We start from the raw sequence: 17,066 nt of genomic DNA, 5'->3' as shown, positions 1-17,066 counted from the left end.
GGCGGGCTTTTTGCATGCGCTTTGTTAATCGCCGCTGTCCTCGTCTTCGTCGGCACCCCTGGCCACCTTGCCGCGCTCGGCGTCGACGGCGCGCTGCAGGCCGGCCGCATCGCGGAAGAAGGCCTGCGTCGTTTGATTTGGACTCAGGCGCAGTGCCGGCGGGTAGATCACCGACATGTAGGCCTCGTCGGCCAGGCGGCCGCTGGTCTGCAGGTTGCTCAGCAGGATCAGGGTCGAGCCGAGGATGGCCAGCACGACGGCGACGAGGCCGAAGCGGCGCGGATGCTGGGGTTTGATCGTGCGCAAATGGTAGTAGATCATGGCGCAGACGATGACGATGAACATATGCCGCCCGTAGCGCGTCAGCACTTCCAGCGACAGTGCATACGCCGCCACATTGCTGCCCAGTTCCCATACTTCCATGGCCAGCAAGCCGCAGCCGATGATGAACAGGTGGCGGCCGAAGCGCGCCACATGGCCGAACAGCCGGTTCGCCACGGCCCAGATCGACGCCCACACGAGGCCGCCGGCCAGTGCGTAGGCGATGATCATCAGGTAGGAAATCGGCTCGAAGGCGTCGGCATCACTGAGCCAGTTGCTAAAGGCGGCCGAGGCGCCGATCATGGCCAGGCCGGCGACGGCGGGGCGCAAGCCTTCCCAGTCGTGCCTGGTGGTATCACTCAATTCAGGCGCAACAGGCTGGTCGCTGGCGCGCACGCGCAGGCGCGTGTGGCCCAGGCGCACGATGCTGTTGCCGCTCAGGGCCACTTGCAGTTGCCGTTGGCCCCGGTGGATCACGCCATTCTGGCTGCCCAGGTCGCGCAGCAGCAGGCCGCCTGCGCCATCGTCTTCGACAATGGCGTGCCTGGCCGCCGTGTGCGCGTCGTCGAGGATGAAGTCGTTGTCGTAGCCGCGGCCGATGCGGATCGGCAAGGCATCGATGCGCTGGCGCTGCTGTACTTCGCCATTCTCGGTGAGGATTTCGATGAAATACGGTGCTGTCATGGCTTGCGCGTCCCGGTGGTCGATGGTGCGCGCGACAGCGCGTCGAGGAAGGTGCGCGTGACGCGCATGCCGTTGGCGTAGGACACGCCGCGCGCGTCGATGCGGCTTTGCAGGCTCATCAGTGGTTCATCGGTACTGGCGGCCAGCAGGGCAAAGTCGTACAGGCCGGTAAACTTGCGGTAGGCGCGCACGCACAGCACGGCGCGCAAGGGCAAGGTCTGGTTCTTGACGAATTGTTCGGTGCAATGGGGGCCCGTCAGGTGCACGCTTTTGTAGCTGCCAAAACTTTCATTCTTGAACGAGGCGCTGGCCAGCTCGGAAAAGCGCAGTGCACCCAGTTCGCTGCTGCGCAGGAATTCGTGGCGCATCGACACTTGCCCCGTCTGCAGGGCGCCCGAGATGAAGATGGCCGATTCCATGGCGCAGCTGGTGTTGTCGAGCATGTAGGGCTTGTCGGACTTGACGTTGGAGCGGCCCCAGCAGCGCATCTGGTCCGATTCGCGCACGGGCACGCGATACGGGCCCATGGCTTTCAGGCTCAAGGGCGTGTCGAGCAGGCGCGCCAGCATCACTTCCTGGTGCGCCAGCAACTGCGCCGTCACCAGCGGCTTGAAGTCTTTCGGCGGCTTGCCCTGCTGGGCCACCTTGGCCAGCAATTGCTGGGCATAGCGGGCCGGCACGAGAAAACTGACGAGTTCGCCATCGAGGCGTTTCGAGACGTTCACGCCGGCGACGTCGCCGCTGGCCGTGACGCTGGGGCCGCCGCTCATGCCGGCATTGATCGGTCCCGTAAACATCAGCTGGTCGTAGAAGCTGCGCGTGACGACGCCGTTGTACGAGCCTTCCGAGATGGCGAAGCCCAGGTCCAGCGGATTGCCCATCGAATACAGGTACTGGCCCTGCGTCAGGGGCGCCAGCGATTCCGGCATCTTGAAAAAGCCCGTGCCATGGCGGTTCACGCGCAGCACCGCCAGGTCGTGCAGCACGTCGACGGCCAGCAATTCCACATTGCCCCGCTGGCCGCTGGTGTCGACCCATTCGCCCACGTAGGTATCGGGGTCGAGCGCGAATTGCGACACGACATGATAGTTGCTCACTACCAGGTCGCCCGTGCCGATCAAAAAGCCCGAGCCCACCGACGATTGCGTGCGGCCGTTTTTCAGCAGCACGCGCACTTGCAGGATGTCGGCGCGCGCGGCCGTGTACAGTTTTTGCGCGGCGGACGAGGGCGGCGGCAAGGCTGCATGTTCGGTGGCAGCGGGTGCGGCGGTGGCCGGTGGCGGCTTGGCGGGGGGAGTCGAGGCAGTGGGGGCCGCGTGGGCGCCTGCGGCAGCGCATAGGCTGGCCAGCAAGAAGGCGAAGTTAGATAATTTCATGCATCCTTTGTGCGTGAGCCGGAGCGAGGCCGGCCCGGCGCCCAAGTGACGCGCCATTCCGCGCCAGCCCGGGCAATTACAGGGCGCCGTCTTCCAGCGCCGGCGCCGTTTCCGGCGTCATCATGTGACCGAGCTTGCTTTGCTTGGTGTTCAGGTAGTGCTGGTTGAAGGCGTTGCGATTGACCAGCAGCGGCACCCGTTCGGCCACCGTGATGCCCAGCCCTTCCATGGCGGCGATCTTGCGCGGGTTGTTCGTCATCAAACGCAGGCTGTGGATGCCGAATTGCGCAAACATGGGTTTGCACAAGGTGTAGTTGCGCGCGTCGGCCTTGAAGCCCAGCTGTTCATTCGCCTGCACCGTGTCGGCGCCTGCCTCTTGCAGGCGATAGGCGCGGATCTTGTTGATCAGGCCGATGCCGCGCCCTTCCTGGCGCAGATACAGCAAAATGCCGCGGCCTTCCTCGGCGATGCGCTTCAAGGCGCCTTCGAGCTGGGCGCCGCAGTCGCAGCGCTGCGAAAACAGCACGTCGCCCGTCAGGCACTCGGAATGCACGCGCGCCAGTACCGGTTCGCCGTTGCCGACATCGCCCAGCACCATGGCCAGGTGTTCCTTGCCCGTGGCGTGTTCGACAAAGGCGTGCAGGGTGAACTGGGCCCACGGCGTCGGCAGTGCGCAGGAAGTCGTGTAATCCAATTCGCCTGTCGCCAGGAGGTCTGCGCCGCTTTGCATGGTTGTGCTCATATAGGTAATTGTCAAAAATAGAGGCGCGCCGTACCACTGCGGTGCCGGCGCGCGCTGTCATCATACCAAAAAGCAGGGGCATCCATTTCCCCTGGCTGAGATTTGAAGGCTGGAATGCCTGGTACTATCCCTCTAATTGCGGCCGGATCAGCCTTTTGCAAGACGGCTGGCCTTGCCGAAGCCCCGTTCCACCAGCAACCGCATGCGGGTTTGGCCAGCGATCCTTATCGAGGCAGATCGAAGACCAGCACCTCGGCATCCTCGGCCTGCGTCAACGTCACTGCGGCCTCTTGTGTCAATTTCAGCGCATCGCCCGCTTTCAGGGGCGTGCCGTTGACCACCAGGCTGCCGCGGATCAGGTGCACATACGCGATGCGGCCTTCGTCCAGCGCATGTTCGGCTTGCTCGCCTTCCTGCAGGATGCTGGCGTAGATGGCCGCATCCTGGTGAATCAGCACGGAACCCTGGCGCCCGTCGGACGAGGCGATCAGACGCAGCTTGCCCCGTTTGCTTTCCGGCGTAAAATGTTTCTCTTCATAGCTGGGCGCTATGCCCGTCACGTTCGGCTGGATCCAGATCTGCAGGAAGTGCAAGCCGTCCGTGGCGGAATGATTGAACTCGCTGTGGCGCACGCCGCTGCCGGCGCTCATGCGCTGCACATCGCCGTAGTGCAGCACGGAACCGGTGCCCATGCTGTCCTTGTGCTCCAGCGCGCCGTCGAGCACATACGAAATGATTTCCATGTCGCGGTGGCCGTGCGTGCCGAAACCCTGGCCCGGCGTGACGCGGTCTTCATTGATCACCAGCAAGGGGCCAAAACCCATGTGCAACGGATCGTGGTAGCTGCCGAAGGAAAAGCTGTGGTGGGAATTGAGCCAGCCGTGGTTGGCGGCGCCGCGTTCTTCGCTATGACGAATCTGTAACATGGTGGACTCCGTTTCTATGAATGAATGTGCGATAATTTCGAATGGCTGTTGCCTGACGCTGTGCCTTCGCGCCGATGCTGCCCTTCGCTGTACGATGGAGCAAGTATAGGCCCCTGTGCAGAGAAAGAAAAACGGAAAATCTTGCGAGCTATGATCGAAAAAATCGAATGTTAAGACTAAGCCTGGATGCCTTGCAAATCGTCGACGCCATCGACCGCTGCGGATCGTTCTCGTCGGCCGGCAAGGAGTTGCATAAAGTGCCGTCCACCATTTCCTATACGGTGGCCAAGCTGGAAGACGACCTGGGCGTGCAAGTGTTCCAGCGCAACGGTCCGAAAATCATGCTGACGGCGGCCGGCCAGGAATTGCTCAAAGAGGGCCGCTATCTGCTGAAGGCGGCGCAGGACCTCGAGCACCGCGTGCGCAGGGTGGCGTCCGGCTGGGAAACGGAATTGTCCATCGGCATCGATTCCATGTTTTCCGCCGTGGCCCTGGCCGATGACGTGCGCGCCTTCTATGACGTGGCGCAGCAGACGCGCCTGCGCCTGTCGCAAGACACCTTGTCGGGCACCTGGGAAGCGTTGCTGGACCGCCGGGTCGACTTGCTGGTGGGCGCACCCGGCGACGGGCCGGCGGGCGGCGGCTATATCGCGCAGCCGATCGGTATGCTCGACTTCGTCTTTGCCGTGGCGCCCACGCATCCGCTGGCGCAGGTGGCAGAGCCCCTCTCGCGCGGCCATCTGCAGCAGTACCGGGCCGTGGTGGTGGCCGACTCGGCGCGCCAGATGGCGCCGCGCACCGTAGGGTTGCTGCTGGGACAAGATGCCTTGAGCGTGCCGAGCATGCAGGTCAAGTTCGACTACCAGGTGCTGGGACTGGGCTTTGGCTTCCTGCCGGGACCGTGCGCGCGCGCCGCCATTGCGCGCGGCCAGTTGGTGGAAAAGGCCGTGGAAGAGCCGAAACCGTCGGAAACGTTTTACCTGGCGTGGAGAGTGGGCGAGGATGGCGCCGCGTTGCGCTGGTGGATGGCGCGCATGCGCGAACCGGATGTGTTTGCCCGCCTGGCGCAGCATCTGCCGGGCCATTCGGCCTAGGTCTTAAAATGTTGACATATGCCAACATTTTTAAGTTATCATATTCATAGTATTTCGACCGTCTTTCTGCTCCGACTTGCATGCCCCATCGTGGGATTTTGATGATGACACACACCGCAGCGCCCCTGATATGTTCCCCTGACCTGGCACACGCGCGGGGCTGCCATGCTTGAGGCGAAGGTCGCGCTGTGCCTGAGCCTGGCGCAGGACGCCCGTGAACAGGCGGGGCCGCAGCAGGCCGCCACTCTGGCGCGGCTGCAGGAAGAGCTGGAGCGGCTGCGCGGCGCCAGCCGGCCCGTGGTGCGCGTGGCGCTCGCCGACGCCTTGCTGGAAATCGATCCCGATGGCTTCCTGATCGGCTGGAACCATGGCGCTGAACAGATGTTCGGCTATTCCGAACTGGAAGCGCTGGGCCAGCACATCCTGTTTTTGTATCCCGAAGACGATGCGGAAGCGAGCGTGCTGGAACTGCATTTCAAGCAGGGCGACGTGGCCACCGATGTGCGCCGGCGCAAGAAGTCGGGCATGGTGACGTGGCTGCGCATGCACCGCCACGTGATCCACGACCAGGCGGGCAAGGCGTGCGGCATGGCCGTGCGCCTGTCGGCCATGAGCGAACCGCTGTCCGACGTGGACAAGGTGAGGTTGCACGCACGCATCATCGAAGATAGCGAGCAAGCCGTGCTGATCACGGACGCAGAAGAGCGCATCGTCTCCATCAACAGTTCGTTTTCCCGCATCACCGGCTTTTCGCCGGCCGAAGCCATCGGCCGCACGCCTGACTTGCTGCGCTCGGGCGTGCACGACCCCGATTTCCGCGCCAAGGTGCGCGCCGCCATGCGGGGGCACGGCTCCTGGCGCGGCGAAATCATCGGCAAGCGCAAGAATGGCGAACTGTTCCCGCAAGACGTCACCATCAGCGTCGTGCGCGACGAGTATGGCGAGATCAGTCATGTGTTTTCCCTGTTTTCCGATATCTCGGTGCACAAGGATGCCGAAGCGCGCATGCAGCGCATGGCCAATTACGACAGCCTGACGGGCTTGCCCAACCGCTGCCTGCTGAACCAGCTGGTGGGCCAGGGCCTGGCTGAAGCGAAACGGCAAGGCACGCATGGCGCGCTGATGGTCATCGACATCAGCCGCATCGGTTCCATCAGCGACACCTTGGGCCACGAAGTGGGCGACCAGCTGGTGATCGCCATCGGCCAGTTGTTCCGTGGCGCCCTGCGCGACGCGGACATCCTGGCGCGGGTCGACAACAGCAAGTTCGTCGTGGCGCTGTTGCATATCGAAAAGCGCGAACATGCGGCGAACGTGGCGCAAAAGCTGCTCAACCTGTTGGAAGCGCCGATCAATATCGATGCGCACGCGCTGCACGTGGGCGCCAGCATCGGCATCACCGTGTATCCGGAAGATGGCCTGGAAGCGCCGGCCCTGTTCCGCTTTGCCGACGTGGCCGTGGCCAAGGCGGGGCAGACCATCGAATCGACTTTCCTGTTTTACCGCGAAGACATGAACCGGCGGGCCAAGGAACATTTGCGCCTGGAAAGCGAAATGCGCCTGGCCCTGGGCGACAAGGAACTGGAATTGCATTACCAGCCGAAAGTGAGCCTGGCCAGCGGGCGCATCGTGGGCGCGGAAGCCTTGCTGCGCTGGAAGCATCCGATGCGCGGCATGGTCTCGCCCGGCCTCTTCATTCCCGTTGCCGAGGAAACCAGTTTGATTCTCGAACTGGGCACTTGGGTTCTGGACGAGGCTTGCCGCCAGATCCGCAACTGGGAAGACCGTGGCCTGCACATGCCGGCCATCGCCGTCAACCTGTCGGCGCGCCAGTTCGATGAACAGTTGCCGGCGCGCATAGCGGCCGTGCTGGAACGCTATGGCGTGCGGCCCGACCAGATCATGCTGGAAATCACGGAAAGCCTGCTGATGCGCGGCGCCGACAAGGTGATCGACATCATGAACCAGCTGGTGGCCATGGGCCTGGCGCTGGCGCTGGACGACTTCGGCACCGGTTATTCCAGCCTGGCGTATTTGAAGAAATTCCCCATCAGCACCCTGAAAATCGACCGCTCGTTTGTCGTCGGCTTGCCGTTCGATGAAAACGATTGCGCCATCGCCCGCGCCATCGTCACCATGGCGCAGCAACTGCGCCAGGAAATCGTCGCCGAAGGGGTGGAAACGGCCGAGCAGATGCGCTTCTTGCGCGAACTCGGTTGCGACCAGCTGCAAGGTTATCTGTTCAGTCCTGCCGTGCCGGCGGCCGAATTCGAAGTGATGCTGGGCGATGGGCGGCAGCTGCGCCTGGAAGCGGAAGCGATTTAAACGCTACCCAGCTGCACTTTTTCCAGCAGATAGTCGAGCATCACGCGCACCCGGGCCGGCACTTGCAAGCCCGGTCCCACGAAGACGGCGTGCACGAGTTCACGATCGCCCGGATTGTAGTCCTGCAGCAAGGGTATTAAATGCCCTAGCTCGATATCGCGCAGCACATGCTGGCGCGAAAAGCGTCCCAGTCCCATGCCCGCCAGCACCAGCTGGCGCATGCTTTCGCCATCGCTGACGCAGGTATTGCCCTGCGGCGCTACCTGCAAGCTTCCTCCGCTCCCGTCGAGGAAGGGCCAGGTTTCGTTCTGGCAGCGGAAGTTGAAGGCCAATAAATTGTGTTCGGATAATTCCAGCGGCGTGCGCGGCAGGCCGTGGTGCGCCACGTAAGCCGGCGACGCCACCACGACCATCGCGTCTTCGCCCAGTTTGCGCGCCACCAGGTTCGATTCCTTCAGCTTGCCCGTGCGGATGGCGATGTCGGTGCGGTCTTCCAGCAAGTCGACGATGGCGTCGCTGACGACCACGTCAAGCACGATGTCGGGATAGCGCTGCGCGAACTCGGGCAGGATGGGCAGCAGATGGCGCACGCCGAACGGCACGAAACAGTTAATGCGCAAGCGTCCGCGCGGCGCCGCGCCCTGCGCCGCTTCGCGCTCGGCGCCATCGATATCGTCGAGGATGCGCTTGCATTGCACGAAGAAGGCGTCGCCCTCGGGCGTGGTGTGCAATTGCCGCGTGCTGCGCTGGAGCAAACGCGCACCGAGCCGCGCTTCCAGCCGGCTGACCAGCTTGCTGACGGCCGACGGCGTCAGAACCAGGCGGCGCGCGGCGGCGGAAAAGGCGCCCGTTTCCACCACGGCCACAAACACGGCCATCTCGAACGCGCGGTTGATGTCTTGCCTGGACATTATTGAATCCATTTCACAGGTGTTTCCATTATTAGAGTCTATATCAAAAGCGTTTGCATCGATACACTGGCCGGCTTGAACCATTGTCGGAGCCATCATGACCACCGCAAGCCCTGTTTCCACTTCAGCCAGCAAGATGCCGCCCGGCGTGCTGGCGCTGGCCGTCGGCGCCTTTGCCATCGGCGTCACCGAATTCATCGTCGTCGGCATCCTGCCCAGCATCGCCAAGGATTTGCAGATTTCCATCGAATCGGCCGGCTCGCTGGTCAGCCTGTATGCGCTGGCGCTGGCCATCGGCACGCCGCTGCTGGTGCTGCTGATGTCGCGCCTGCCGCGCAAGGCGGCCTTGCTGGGGCTGATGAGCGTTTTTCTGGCCGGTAACTTGCTGGCGGCCTTTTCCCATACGTTTGAATGGTTGCTGGTGGGACGGGTCATCACGGCCGTGGCGCACGGCACCTTCTTTGCCATCGGCGCCACCGTGGCCGCCAGCCTGGTCGCCAAGGCGCAGGCGGGCAGGGCGATTTCCGTGATGTTTGCGGGATTGACTTTGGCCATGGTGATCGGCGTGCCGCTCGGCAGTTTCCTCGGCAACCTGATGGGCTGGCGCTTGCCGTTTTTTGCCGTCGTCGTGCTGGCCGCCGTGGGTCTGGGCGCCATGGCGCGCTGGCTGCCGGCCGGTTTGCAGCAGGGCAAGGGCGGCAAGGCCATGACGCAGCTGGCGGCCCTGGGCAGCGGCCCCATCCTGACCATGATGGCCGTCACCACGTTTGGCTTTGGCAGCAGCTTTGCCGCCTTCACTTTTATTACGCCCATCCTGACGGATGTGACGGGCTTTTCCGCCACCATGGCCAGCGCGCTGCTGATCGTGTTCGGCATCGCCACCTTTGCCGGCAACCTGGCGGGCGGTTACCTGACCAGCCACCTGGGCTGGCAAAAGGCCTTGCGATTGATGCTGCTGTTGCTGGCCGTCACGCAAGTGGGCGTGGCCCTGAGCATCAGCTCGCCATGGATGATGACGGTGATGCTGTTTGTCTGGGGCGTGTTCGCCTTCGGCCTGTCGCCCGCCCTGCAGGCCGGCATGCTGGCTACGGCCGAGCGCTACACGCCGCAAGCCGTCGACTTCGCCTCGGGCCTGAACATTTCCGCATTCAACCTGGGCATTTCCTTCGGCTCCATGCTGGGCGCGCTGATGGTGTCGCGCCAGCTGATGGCGTCGTCACCGTGGGCCGGCGTGGCCGCCGCCTTGCTGGCACTGCTGCCGCTGGCGTGGCTGGCGCGCCGCAACCTGGCTGCCCACGTGGCGGGCGCGGCCGCGCACTGAGGTTCAGGTATGCACGGAGGCGCAGGGCGCACCGCGTCTCTGGCGCTGCGCCATGTAGGAACTGCCCATCGACGCGGCCATGATCATGGCGATGGCCAGCCACTGCCCGGCCCCCAGCCGCTCGTCAAGCAGGATGTACGCCAGCATGGCGGCTACGGCCGGTTCCATGCTGCTCATGATGCCGAACGCTTGCGGCGTCAGCCGCTTCAGGGCCACCATTTCCAGCGAGATCGGTATCGCGCTGGAAATGAGCGCTACCCCTAAGCCTACGCCCAGCACGACGGGCGAGAGCAGGGCGGCGCCGCTATGCATCACGCCCACGGGCACCACCACCAGCGCGGCCATGGCCAGGCCCAGCGAGACGGAGTGACCCGCATGCAAATGGCTGGCGCGCTTGCCGAAGAGGATATAGCTGGCCCAGCAGACGGCGGCGCCCAGGGCGAACAGCACGCCCGTGGGATCGAGATTGCTGACGTCGTGGCCGAGCGGCAACAGCAGCGCCAGTCCCGCCACGGCCAGGGCCACCCAGACGAAATCGACCGGCCGGCGCGAGGCCAGCAGGGCCACGGCCAGCGGGCCGGAAAACTCGATCGCCACGGCGATGCCGAACGGTATCGTGCGCAGCGCCATATAGAAACACAGGTTCGTCAGCCCCAGCGCCGCGCCGTACAGGGCCACCGTGCGCAGGTCGGCGCGGCTCAGCTGCCAGCGCCAGGGGCGCCAGAACAGCAACAGCAGCAGGGCGGAAAAGCCCACGCGCACGGCCGTCGTGCCTTGCGCGCCGACCAGCGGAAACAGGCTGTGCTTGGCCCACGAGGTGCCCAGTCCCAGGCAGGTGACGGAGCCGAGGATGGCGAGCAGGGGAATCAGCGAGGAAAAGCGGCGTAATGGCATGGTGATAAAAGGCTTGATATCGGAATGGTGAAAGTTTATTGTGTCTGCTCCGATATTTGCACTGCATTTTGACCCTCATGACGCAACTTTCGCTCACGCCTTCCCTCTCCCTCGATGCCTTCGACCTGGCGATCCTCGACATCTTGCAGCGCGATAACACGACCTCGCAGCGCGAAATCGCCCAGGCCGTGCATTTGTCTGCGCCCGCCGTGCAGCGGCGCATCCGGCGCCTGCGCGAAAGCGGGGTGATCCGTCAGGAAGTGGCCGTGCTCGACGCCAGCCGCCTGGGCCGCCCCTTGATACTCACGGTGGAAGTGCATCTGCACGACGAGCACCCGCAGCGCACGGCCGGCCTGCGCGCGCGCATCATGGCCGAGCCTGCCATCCAGCAGTGCTACGGCATCACGGGCGAGGCCGATTACCTGCTGCTCATCACGGCCAGCAGCATGGCCGAATATGAGGCGCTGACGGAACGCCTGTTTGGCGGCGACGACAATATCCGGCGCTACCGCACCTCGGTGGCCTTGACTTGCCTCAAGATGGGCTTGCACGTGCCGCTAGGATAGAGCGATGAGCACCTCCGACAAGATGCAATCCTCTGTGACTGCAGCCATGCCCGCCAGCCTTCGCGCCGCCGTGGCTGCTTATCAATCGACGCAATGGACGCGCGACAGCGTCGGTGATTCGGACGCTGCCGTCTACCGGCTGCAGGGCAGGGACGCTGCGCCGGACCTGTACCTGAAGCACGGCAGGGGTAGCGCCGCCGCCGACCTCGCCGATGAACTGGCGCGCCTGCGCTGGCTGGCGCCATACCTGCCCGTGCCGGCCGTGGTCCAGTTCGCCCGCGTGGCAGACCCGGAGCAGGCATGGCTGCTGCTGACGGCCTTGCCAGGCACAACGGCGTCCGCAGTGCTGGAAGCAAACCCCGCACTGGGTCACGTCGTGGTCGATGCGCTGGCGGCCTTCCTGCGCCGCCTGCATGCGCTGCCCGTGAGCGACTGTCCGTTCGACGCCGGCCATGCCGTTCGGCTTGCCCAGGCGCGCCAGCGCATCGATGCGGGCCTGGTCGATGCCGACGATTTCGATGCCGGGCGCCAGGGCTGGACAGCGGAACAGGTGTGGACGGCGCTGCAGGATTGCCAGCCCCTGGTGCCCGACCTCGTTGTCACGCATGGCGACTTCTCGCTGGAAAATATTGTGATGCAGGAAGGCGTCGTCGTCGCTTGCATCGACGTGGGACGGGCGGGCGTCGCCGACCGTTACCAGGATCTGGCCATCGCATGGCGTGCTCTCGGTGAGTTGGACGCCGCGCTACAGCAAAGGTTTGTTGAGCAATATGGGCTCCTTGATATCGATCAAGGCAAGCTGCAGTTTCACTTGCTGCTCGACGAGCTGTTCTGAATGCGATCCAGCGGGTAGCGGCCGCCTGCGCTCTGGCATAATCAGCGGGGACGAATGTGGGAGCCGAATGATGGGGGAGCAAGAAAATTCGCATCTGCCTGAGCCCGGCCTTCTTGCTGCCTGGCTGGCCGCCCGTTCCATTGCACGTGGTTTGGCGCTGCCCGTGCCCGATCACGGCGGGTGGCGCGTCGAGACGGGCTTGCCCGGGGAAATCCGGCGCTACGTTTTTCCAGGGCCTGTTCCAGGCATCAGCGCGGTGGCGACGTCGATTCACCGTCCGCATATCTTCATCAAGATGTGTGGTTCTGGGGCGCAATTGCTCAAGCTTTTACCGCCTCGATGGCAACTGCTCCCTGGCGGATTTTTCATGATCCATGACGGCAGTCTGCAGGCGCCAGCTGTGCCGGCCGGCTACCGGCTTGACGTGGCAACGTCGCAGGCAATCACGACGGCGCGTATTTTCACCGGCGACGGCACCGTTGCCGCCAGCGGTCATGCCGTGGAACATGCCGGCGTCTTTGTGTTTGACCGTATCGTCACCGAAGCCGCGCATCGACGCAGGGGATTGGGGCGAGCACTGATCGCCGCGCTGGCGGCCAGGCAGAGATCGGGCAGCGCGCGCCCGGTGCTGGTGGCAACCGAGGATGGCTTGAAATTGTATGCGAGCCTGGGCTGGCATATTCAATCAGCGTATTCGACGGCAACGATCATTTAATGTCGGGACATGCGCGAAGAGACGGGAAGCGCGGTGTCGCCCACGCCAGCCCGTGTGCGTGTCACAATGCGTGACCCGCACGCCACGTGCCACTCATCCCAGGACTTTCATGACCCGCGCCATCCTCGACGAAGCCCAGATCCATCCCGCCGCCCGCCCTTTGATCGGCAGCAAGCACCAGGACATCGTGCGCGAAGTGCAGGCCGCCATCGCCGCGCACCAGGTGGTGGTGGTTGGCATGGCGCTCAATCCGTTTCCGCGCAAGGCGCGCAAGATCCTCGACGTGCTGGGCACGCCCTACCAGTACCTGCAGTACGGCAGTTATCTGAACCAGTGGCATCGCCGCAATGCGCTGAAAATGTGGACGGGCTGGCCCACGTTTCCCATGGTCTTTGTCAATGGCGTGCTCATCGGTGGCGCCAGCGAGCTGCAAACGCTGGTGGGAAATGGCGAGTTCAGCGCCATGCTGGCGAAGAAGGTGCGCCAGTTTTAAGACCTGCCTTACTTTCCTTACTCGCCCGGCCGCCACGGCGACTTGCGCGTGCGCAAGGGGTCGAGCAAGCCGCGCAAATCGTTATGGTCGAGCTCGTACATCAGCGCAATTAAACTGCCCAGTTCGCCCGAGGGGAAGCCCTCGCGCGCGAACCAGCCCAGGTAGTGTCCCGGCAAGTCGGCCAGCAAGCGTCCCTGATATTTCCCATAGGGCATTTCGCGCGTGACCAGCAGCGCCAGTTTTTCTGAATTCATGCGACAGCTCCGGTTTTGATCGGGTCAGTGTAGCAGATATGTACATTGTTGATCTGCGCGCAAGTATCTTCTGCCTGATGAGGTATTTTTCGCCACAAAGAAAACTCCGATACTGCATGCCACCATCATTTATCGGAGTTTGTCATGCCCATTGCCTTGCTCGCGCTGACCCTCAGCGCTTTTGCCATCGGAACCACCGAGTTTGTCATCGTGGGGCTGTTGCCCACCATCGCCGCCGACCTGGGCGTCAACCTGCCGTCGGCCGGCTTGCTGGTCAGCCTGTATGCGCTGGGCGTCGCCGTCGGCGCGCCCGTGCTGACTGCCCTGACGGGCAAGATCCCGCGCAAAACCTTGTTGTTGTCGCTGATGGTCCTGTTCACCCTGGGCAATTTGCTGGCCTGGAAGTCGCCCGGCTACGAAACCCTCGTCATCGCCCGCATCCTGACGGGGCTGGCGCATGGCGTGTTCTTTTCCATCGGCTCGACCATTGCCACCTCGCTGGTGCCGAAAGACAAGGCGGCCAGCGCGATTGCCATCATGTTTACGGGATTGACCGTGGCCCTGGTGACGGGCGTGCCGCTGGGCACCTTCATCGGCCAGCATGTCGGCTGGCGCGAAACCTTCCTCGCCGTCTCCGCGCTGGGCCTGGTGGCCTTTGTCGGCAGCCTGCTGTACGTGCCATCGAGCATCAAGCACAGCAAGCCCGCATCACTGTTGCAGCAAGTGCAGGTGCTGGCCCAGCCGCGCCTGCTGCTGGTATACGCCATGACGGCCGTCGGCTATGGCGGCTCCTTCATCGCCTTTACTTACCTCGCGCCGATCCTGCAGCAAGTATCGGGTTTCAGCGCCGGCGCCGTGGGTGCGGTGATGCTCGTGTATGGCGTCTCCGTGGCCTTCGGCAATATCTGGGGCGGCAAGCTGGCCGACCAGAAGGGTCCTGTCAGCGCCCTGAAACTGATCTTTTTGCTGCTGGCGTTGGTGTTGCTGCTGTTGACCTTCACGGCGCCGCATCCCGTGCTGGTCGTCATCACCGTGCTGCTGTGGGGCGCCGTGGCCTTCGGTAATGTCGCTGGACTGCAAGTGTATGTGGTGCAGCAGGCGGGGCACTTCACGCCCCGCGCCGTCGACGTGGCCTCGGGCCTGAATATCGCCGCTTTTAATCTGGGCATCGCCGGTGGCGCCTGGGGCGGCGGCCTGATCGTCGAACACCTGGGCCTGGTGCATACGGGCTGGATCGGCGCCCTGGTCGTGCTCGGTGCATTCGGCTTGACGGCCCTGAGCGGCCGCCTGGACCGATTGAACCCGATTCCCGTGCGGGTTGCTGGCGAGAAATCGATGCATGCGACAGGCCATTGACAGCCCGCTTGCCCTTGCTTCCCGGAACAGCTTGCCTGTAATCAAGCTGAAATATTTGTCGTTTATGCTCCGGCCTCGTAATCAAGCTGGTCTGTCCCACGATATTTATTTATAACGGAAGAAACAAAAAATGTCGAATTACGCCCCTGAGTCCTCACGCCGCCGCCTGTTGCAACTGTTTGCCGGTGCCCCCATGCTGCCTTTGGCCGGCTTGACCGGTGTCAGCGCCTTTCTGTCCGGTTGTGGCGGCAGTTCCGATAACGACCTGCCGCCGGTGACCGTGCCAGTCACGCCCACCGCCACGTTTACCACGGCAGAATTCACCGGCATGGCGGCGCCGCTGGCGAGCGCGCCTGCCGCGCTGGCCTCGACCACCGTCGGCTCCAAGCTCAAGGTCAATTTCAGCGATGGCAGCAGCAACAGCTATAACCTGGCGTACCAGCCATTCTTCCTGACCGGCGACCGGGTGCCGGACGGCAAGGGCGGCACCGTGATTGCGGGCGCTTATTTCGACATCAAGAACCAGCCCATCATCGACAGTTCGGTGCCGGGCAAGGAACGCCAGTTCTTCTCGGACTCGCCAGATGGCAGTTCGATGCTGACGGTGGCCAACGCCAGCGTGACCGGCGTCAAGGGCAAGCCTGTGTTTGCCGTGGTGCAGTTTGAATACAACTCGTTCAACCAGGCCGGCGCGTCCACCTACGGCACGCTGCCGTCGCCGATCGCCGTGCTGACCCTGGACCAGGACCAGACCACCGGCAAGTTGTCGCTGGTGAAATACCACAATGTCGATACCTCGTCCGTCAAGGGCCTGTGGATTACCTGCGGCGCCAGCCTGTCGCCGTGGAACACCCATCTGTCGAGCGAAGAATATGAACCCGATGCCTTCGACCAGGGCCTGGGTGGCCAGTCTCTGGCCGTGCTCAAGGAATTCAGCAAGAACGTCTTCGGCGATGCGGCTACCGCCAATGCGTATGACTACGGCCACTTGCCGGAAGTGTCGGTGAACCCGGACGGCACGGGCAGCATCAAGAAGCACTACTGCCTGGGCCGCTACTCGCGCGAACTGGTGCAGGTGATGCCAGACCAGCGCACCATCCTGGGCGGCGACGACTATACGAATGGCGGGCTGTTCATGTTCGTGGCCGACAAGGTCGCCGACCTGGCGGCAGGCGGCACCCTGTACGTCGCCAAATACATCACCCAGCTGACCGAGACCACCACCGGCAAGCTGCAATGGGTCAAGCTGGGCCATGCGACGCACGCCGAAATCAAGGCGCTGGTCGACGGTGGCATCAAGGCTACCGATATCATGGATTCGACCTTGGCCGATCCGTCCGACGCCAGCTACACGAAGATTGTCCTGAACAAGAAAACCGCCTGGGTCAGAGTCAAGGCCGGCCAGGAAAAGGCCGCGGCTTTCCTGGAAACCCACCGTTACGCCGCCCTCAAGGGGGGCAGCATGGCCTTTACCAAGAATGAAGGCACGACGGTCAACGCCAAGGACAAGATTGCCTACTCGGCGTATGCCAACATCCAGGATTCGATGGTCGAAGGCGGTGCGGGCTACGTGGCCGGCAACAACGTCAAGTTCAAGAAACTGGTGGCGGGCGGCGTCGTGTCGCACAAGCTGGCGGGCGGACAGAAGGATGACACGGGCGCGGCGATCGACAGCGAATGGGTGCCGAGCGAATCGACCCTGCTGATCGCAGGCGAAGACATCGCGGCCGATGGCCTGGGCAATACGGCCAACCCGGCCAAGATCGCCAGTCCCGACAACCTGAAGTTCTCGGAAAAACTGCGTACCCTGTTCATCGGCGAGGACAGCGGCAACCACCTGAACAACTTCCTGTGGGCGTATAACGTCGATACCAAGAAGCTGGAACGTTTGCTGTCCTGCCCGGCCGGCGCGGAATCGACGGGCCTGCATGCGGTCGATGAAATCAACGGCTGGACCTATGTGATGAGCAACTTCCAGCATCCGGGTGACGAATGGAATCGCTTCCCCGGCTTGCCATCGGCGCTGAAGGATCAGATCAACATCCTCATTAACAGCAACTACAACGGCAAGGCCAGTGCCGCTGTCGGCTATCTGACGGCGGAACTGGCGCAGGTGAAACTGTCGAAATGATGCGCGTCAGCTGATCTGGCTGCGGGCACGCAGGGCAGGGAGGCGCTGACCTTGCTTGCCCTGCGCTGGAAGGCCAAGTAACTTTTTGGCAGAAAACAGCAAAACGGGGGAAAATGGCGCTT

16 protein-coding genes are annotated in these 17,066 nt (G+C 63.3%); 9 read left to right on the top strand and 7 right to left on the bottom strand.

Annotated elements, in window-relative coordinates; genetic code table 11:
* Positions 1-24: 24 nt before the first annotated feature.
* The 4 genes from CNX70_RS20730 to CNX70_RS20715 all read right to left on the bottom strand — a co-directional run bounded on the left by CNX70_RS20730 (position 25) and on the right by CNX70_RS20715 (position 4,049).
* The gene (locus CNX70_RS20730) at positions 25-1,005 is read right to left on the bottom strand and encodes an FHA domain-containing protein (RefSeq protein ID WP_096236636.1); all 981 of its coding nucleotides are present in this window, start codon (positions 1,003-1,005) and stop codon (positions 25-27) included.
* On the bottom strand, positions 1,002-2,381 hold the full coding sequence (locus tag CNX70_RS20725; RefSeq protein WP_096236635.1) for a S1 family peptidase: 1,380 nt from the start codon (positions 2,379-2,381) through the stop codon (positions 1,002-1,004). Before CNX70_RS20725 ends, CNX70_RS20730 begins: the two co-directional genes overlap by 4 nt.
* Before the next feature lie 76 nt (positions 2,382-2,457).
* Complete coding sequence (gene ribA, locus CNX70_RS20720) at positions 2,458-3,111, bottom strand: GTP cyclohydrolase II (protein ID WP_096236633.1); 654 nt, start codon at positions 3,109-3,111, stop codon at positions 2,458-2,460.
* 236 nt (positions 3,112-3,347) lie between these two features.
* Complete coding sequence (locus tag CNX70_RS20715) at positions 3,348-4,049, bottom strand: pirin family protein (RefSeq protein ID WP_096236631.1); 702 nt, start codon at positions 4,047-4,049, stop codon at positions 3,348-3,350.
* Between the two features lie 167 nt (positions 4,050-4,216).
* On the opposite strand from CNX70_RS20715, the gene CNX70_RS20710 reads away from it, so the two are divergent.
* Together CNX70_RS20710 and CNX70_RS20705 are read left to right on the top strand one after the other, a co-directional pair.
* Entirely contained in the window at positions 4,217-5,143 is a 927-nt protein-coding gene (locus tag CNX70_RS20710; RefSeq protein ID WP_096236629.1) for a LysR family transcriptional regulator, read from the top strand.
* 165 nt (positions 5,144-5,308) lie between these two features.
* Complete coding sequence (locus tag CNX70_RS20705) at positions 5,309-7,468, top strand: putative bifunctional diguanylate cyclase/phosphodiesterase (protein ID WP_096236627.1); 2,160 nt, start codon at positions 5,309-5,311, stop codon at positions 7,466-7,468.
* On the opposite strand, the gene CNX70_RS20700 is transcribed toward CNX70_RS20705, so the two are convergent.
* Positions 7,465-8,379 (bottom strand): LysR family transcriptional regulator, encoded by a 915-nt coding sequence (locus CNX70_RS20700; protein ID WP_096236625.1) that lies wholly within the window; start codon positions 8,377-8,379, stop codon positions 7,465-7,467. The two genes, CNX70_RS20705 and CNX70_RS20700, sit on opposite strands and share 4 nt — an antisense overlap.
* Before the next feature lie 97 nt (positions 8,380-8,476).
* On the opposite strand from CNX70_RS20700, the gene CNX70_RS20695 reads away from it, so the two are divergent.
* Positions 8,477-9,700, top strand: coding sequence for an MFS transporter (locus CNX70_RS20695; RefSeq protein WP_208624450.1), 1,224 nt, complete (start codon positions 8,477-8,479; stop codon positions 9,698-9,700).
* 3 nt (positions 9,701-9,703) lie between these two features.
* Here CNX70_RS20695 and CNX70_RS20690 read toward each other — a convergent pair whose 3' ends face one another.
* On the bottom strand, positions 9,704-10,594 hold the full coding sequence (locus tag CNX70_RS20690) for an EamA family transporter (protein ID WP_096236621.1): 891 nt from the start codon (positions 10,592-10,594) through the stop codon (positions 9,704-9,706).
* 77 nt (positions 10,595-10,671) lie between these two features.
* On the opposite strand from CNX70_RS20690, the gene CNX70_RS20685 reads away from it, so the two are divergent.
* From CNX70_RS20685 to CNX70_RS20670, 4 genes are all read left to right on the top strand, one after another.
* Positions 10,672-11,160 (top strand): Lrp/AsnC family transcriptional regulator, encoded by a 489-nt coding sequence (locus CNX70_RS20685; RefSeq protein WP_096236619.1) that lies wholly within the window; start codon positions 10,672-10,674, stop codon positions 11,158-11,160.
* 4 nt (positions 11,161-11,164) lie between these two features.
* Entirely contained in the window at positions 11,165-11,995 is an 831-nt protein-coding gene (locus CNX70_RS20680) for an APH(3') family aminoglycoside O-phosphotransferase (protein ID WP_096236617.1), read from the top strand.
* Positions 11,996-12,062: 67 nt separating this feature from the next.
* Positions 12,063-12,710, top strand: a complete 648-nt coding sequence (locus tag CNX70_RS28375) for a GNAT family N-acetyltransferase (RefSeq protein ID WP_157751198.1) — start codon at positions 12,063-12,065, stop codon at positions 12,708-12,710.
* Positions 12,711-12,819: 109 nt separating this feature from the next.
* A complete protein-coding gene (locus CNX70_RS20670; RefSeq protein ID WP_071076390.1) occupies positions 12,820-13,203 on the top strand; it encodes a glutaredoxin in 384 nt (127 codons plus the stop codon).
* Positions 13,204-13,220: 17 nt separating this feature from the next.
* Here the strand turns inward: CNX70_RS20670 and CNX70_RS20665 are convergent, their stop codons facing one another.
* Positions 13,221-13,457, bottom strand: a complete 237-nt coding sequence (locus CNX70_RS20665; protein ID WP_071076391.1) for a DUF3820 family protein — start codon at positions 13,455-13,457, stop codon at positions 13,221-13,223.
* A gap of 144 nt (positions 13,458-13,601) precedes the next feature.
* Between CNX70_RS20665 and CNX70_RS20660 the strand changes: the two genes are divergently transcribed.
* Both CNX70_RS20660 and CNX70_RS20655 read left to right on the top strand, forming a co-directional pair.
* Positions 13,602-14,813, top strand: coding sequence for an MFS transporter (locus CNX70_RS20660; RefSeq protein ID WP_096236614.1), 1,212 nt, complete (start codon positions 13,602-13,604; stop codon positions 14,811-14,813).
* Between the two features lie 130 nt (positions 14,814-14,943).
* Complete coding sequence (locus CNX70_RS20655) at positions 14,944-16,944, top strand: PhoX family protein (RefSeq protein WP_096236612.1); 2,001 nt, start codon at positions 14,944-14,946, stop codon at positions 16,942-16,944.
* The last annotated feature ends 122 nt before the right edge of the window (positions 16,945-17,066 follow it).

Origin of the sequence: Janthinobacterium svalbardense (assembly GCF_002327145.1) — a bacterium.
Classification (GTDB): Bacteria; Pseudomonadota; Gammaproteobacteria; order Burkholderiales; family Burkholderiaceae_D; genus Janthinobacterium; species Janthinobacterium tructae.
Note: the sequence above shows the minus strand (reverse complement) of the source record. Positions and strands in the feature narration are given on the sequence as shown.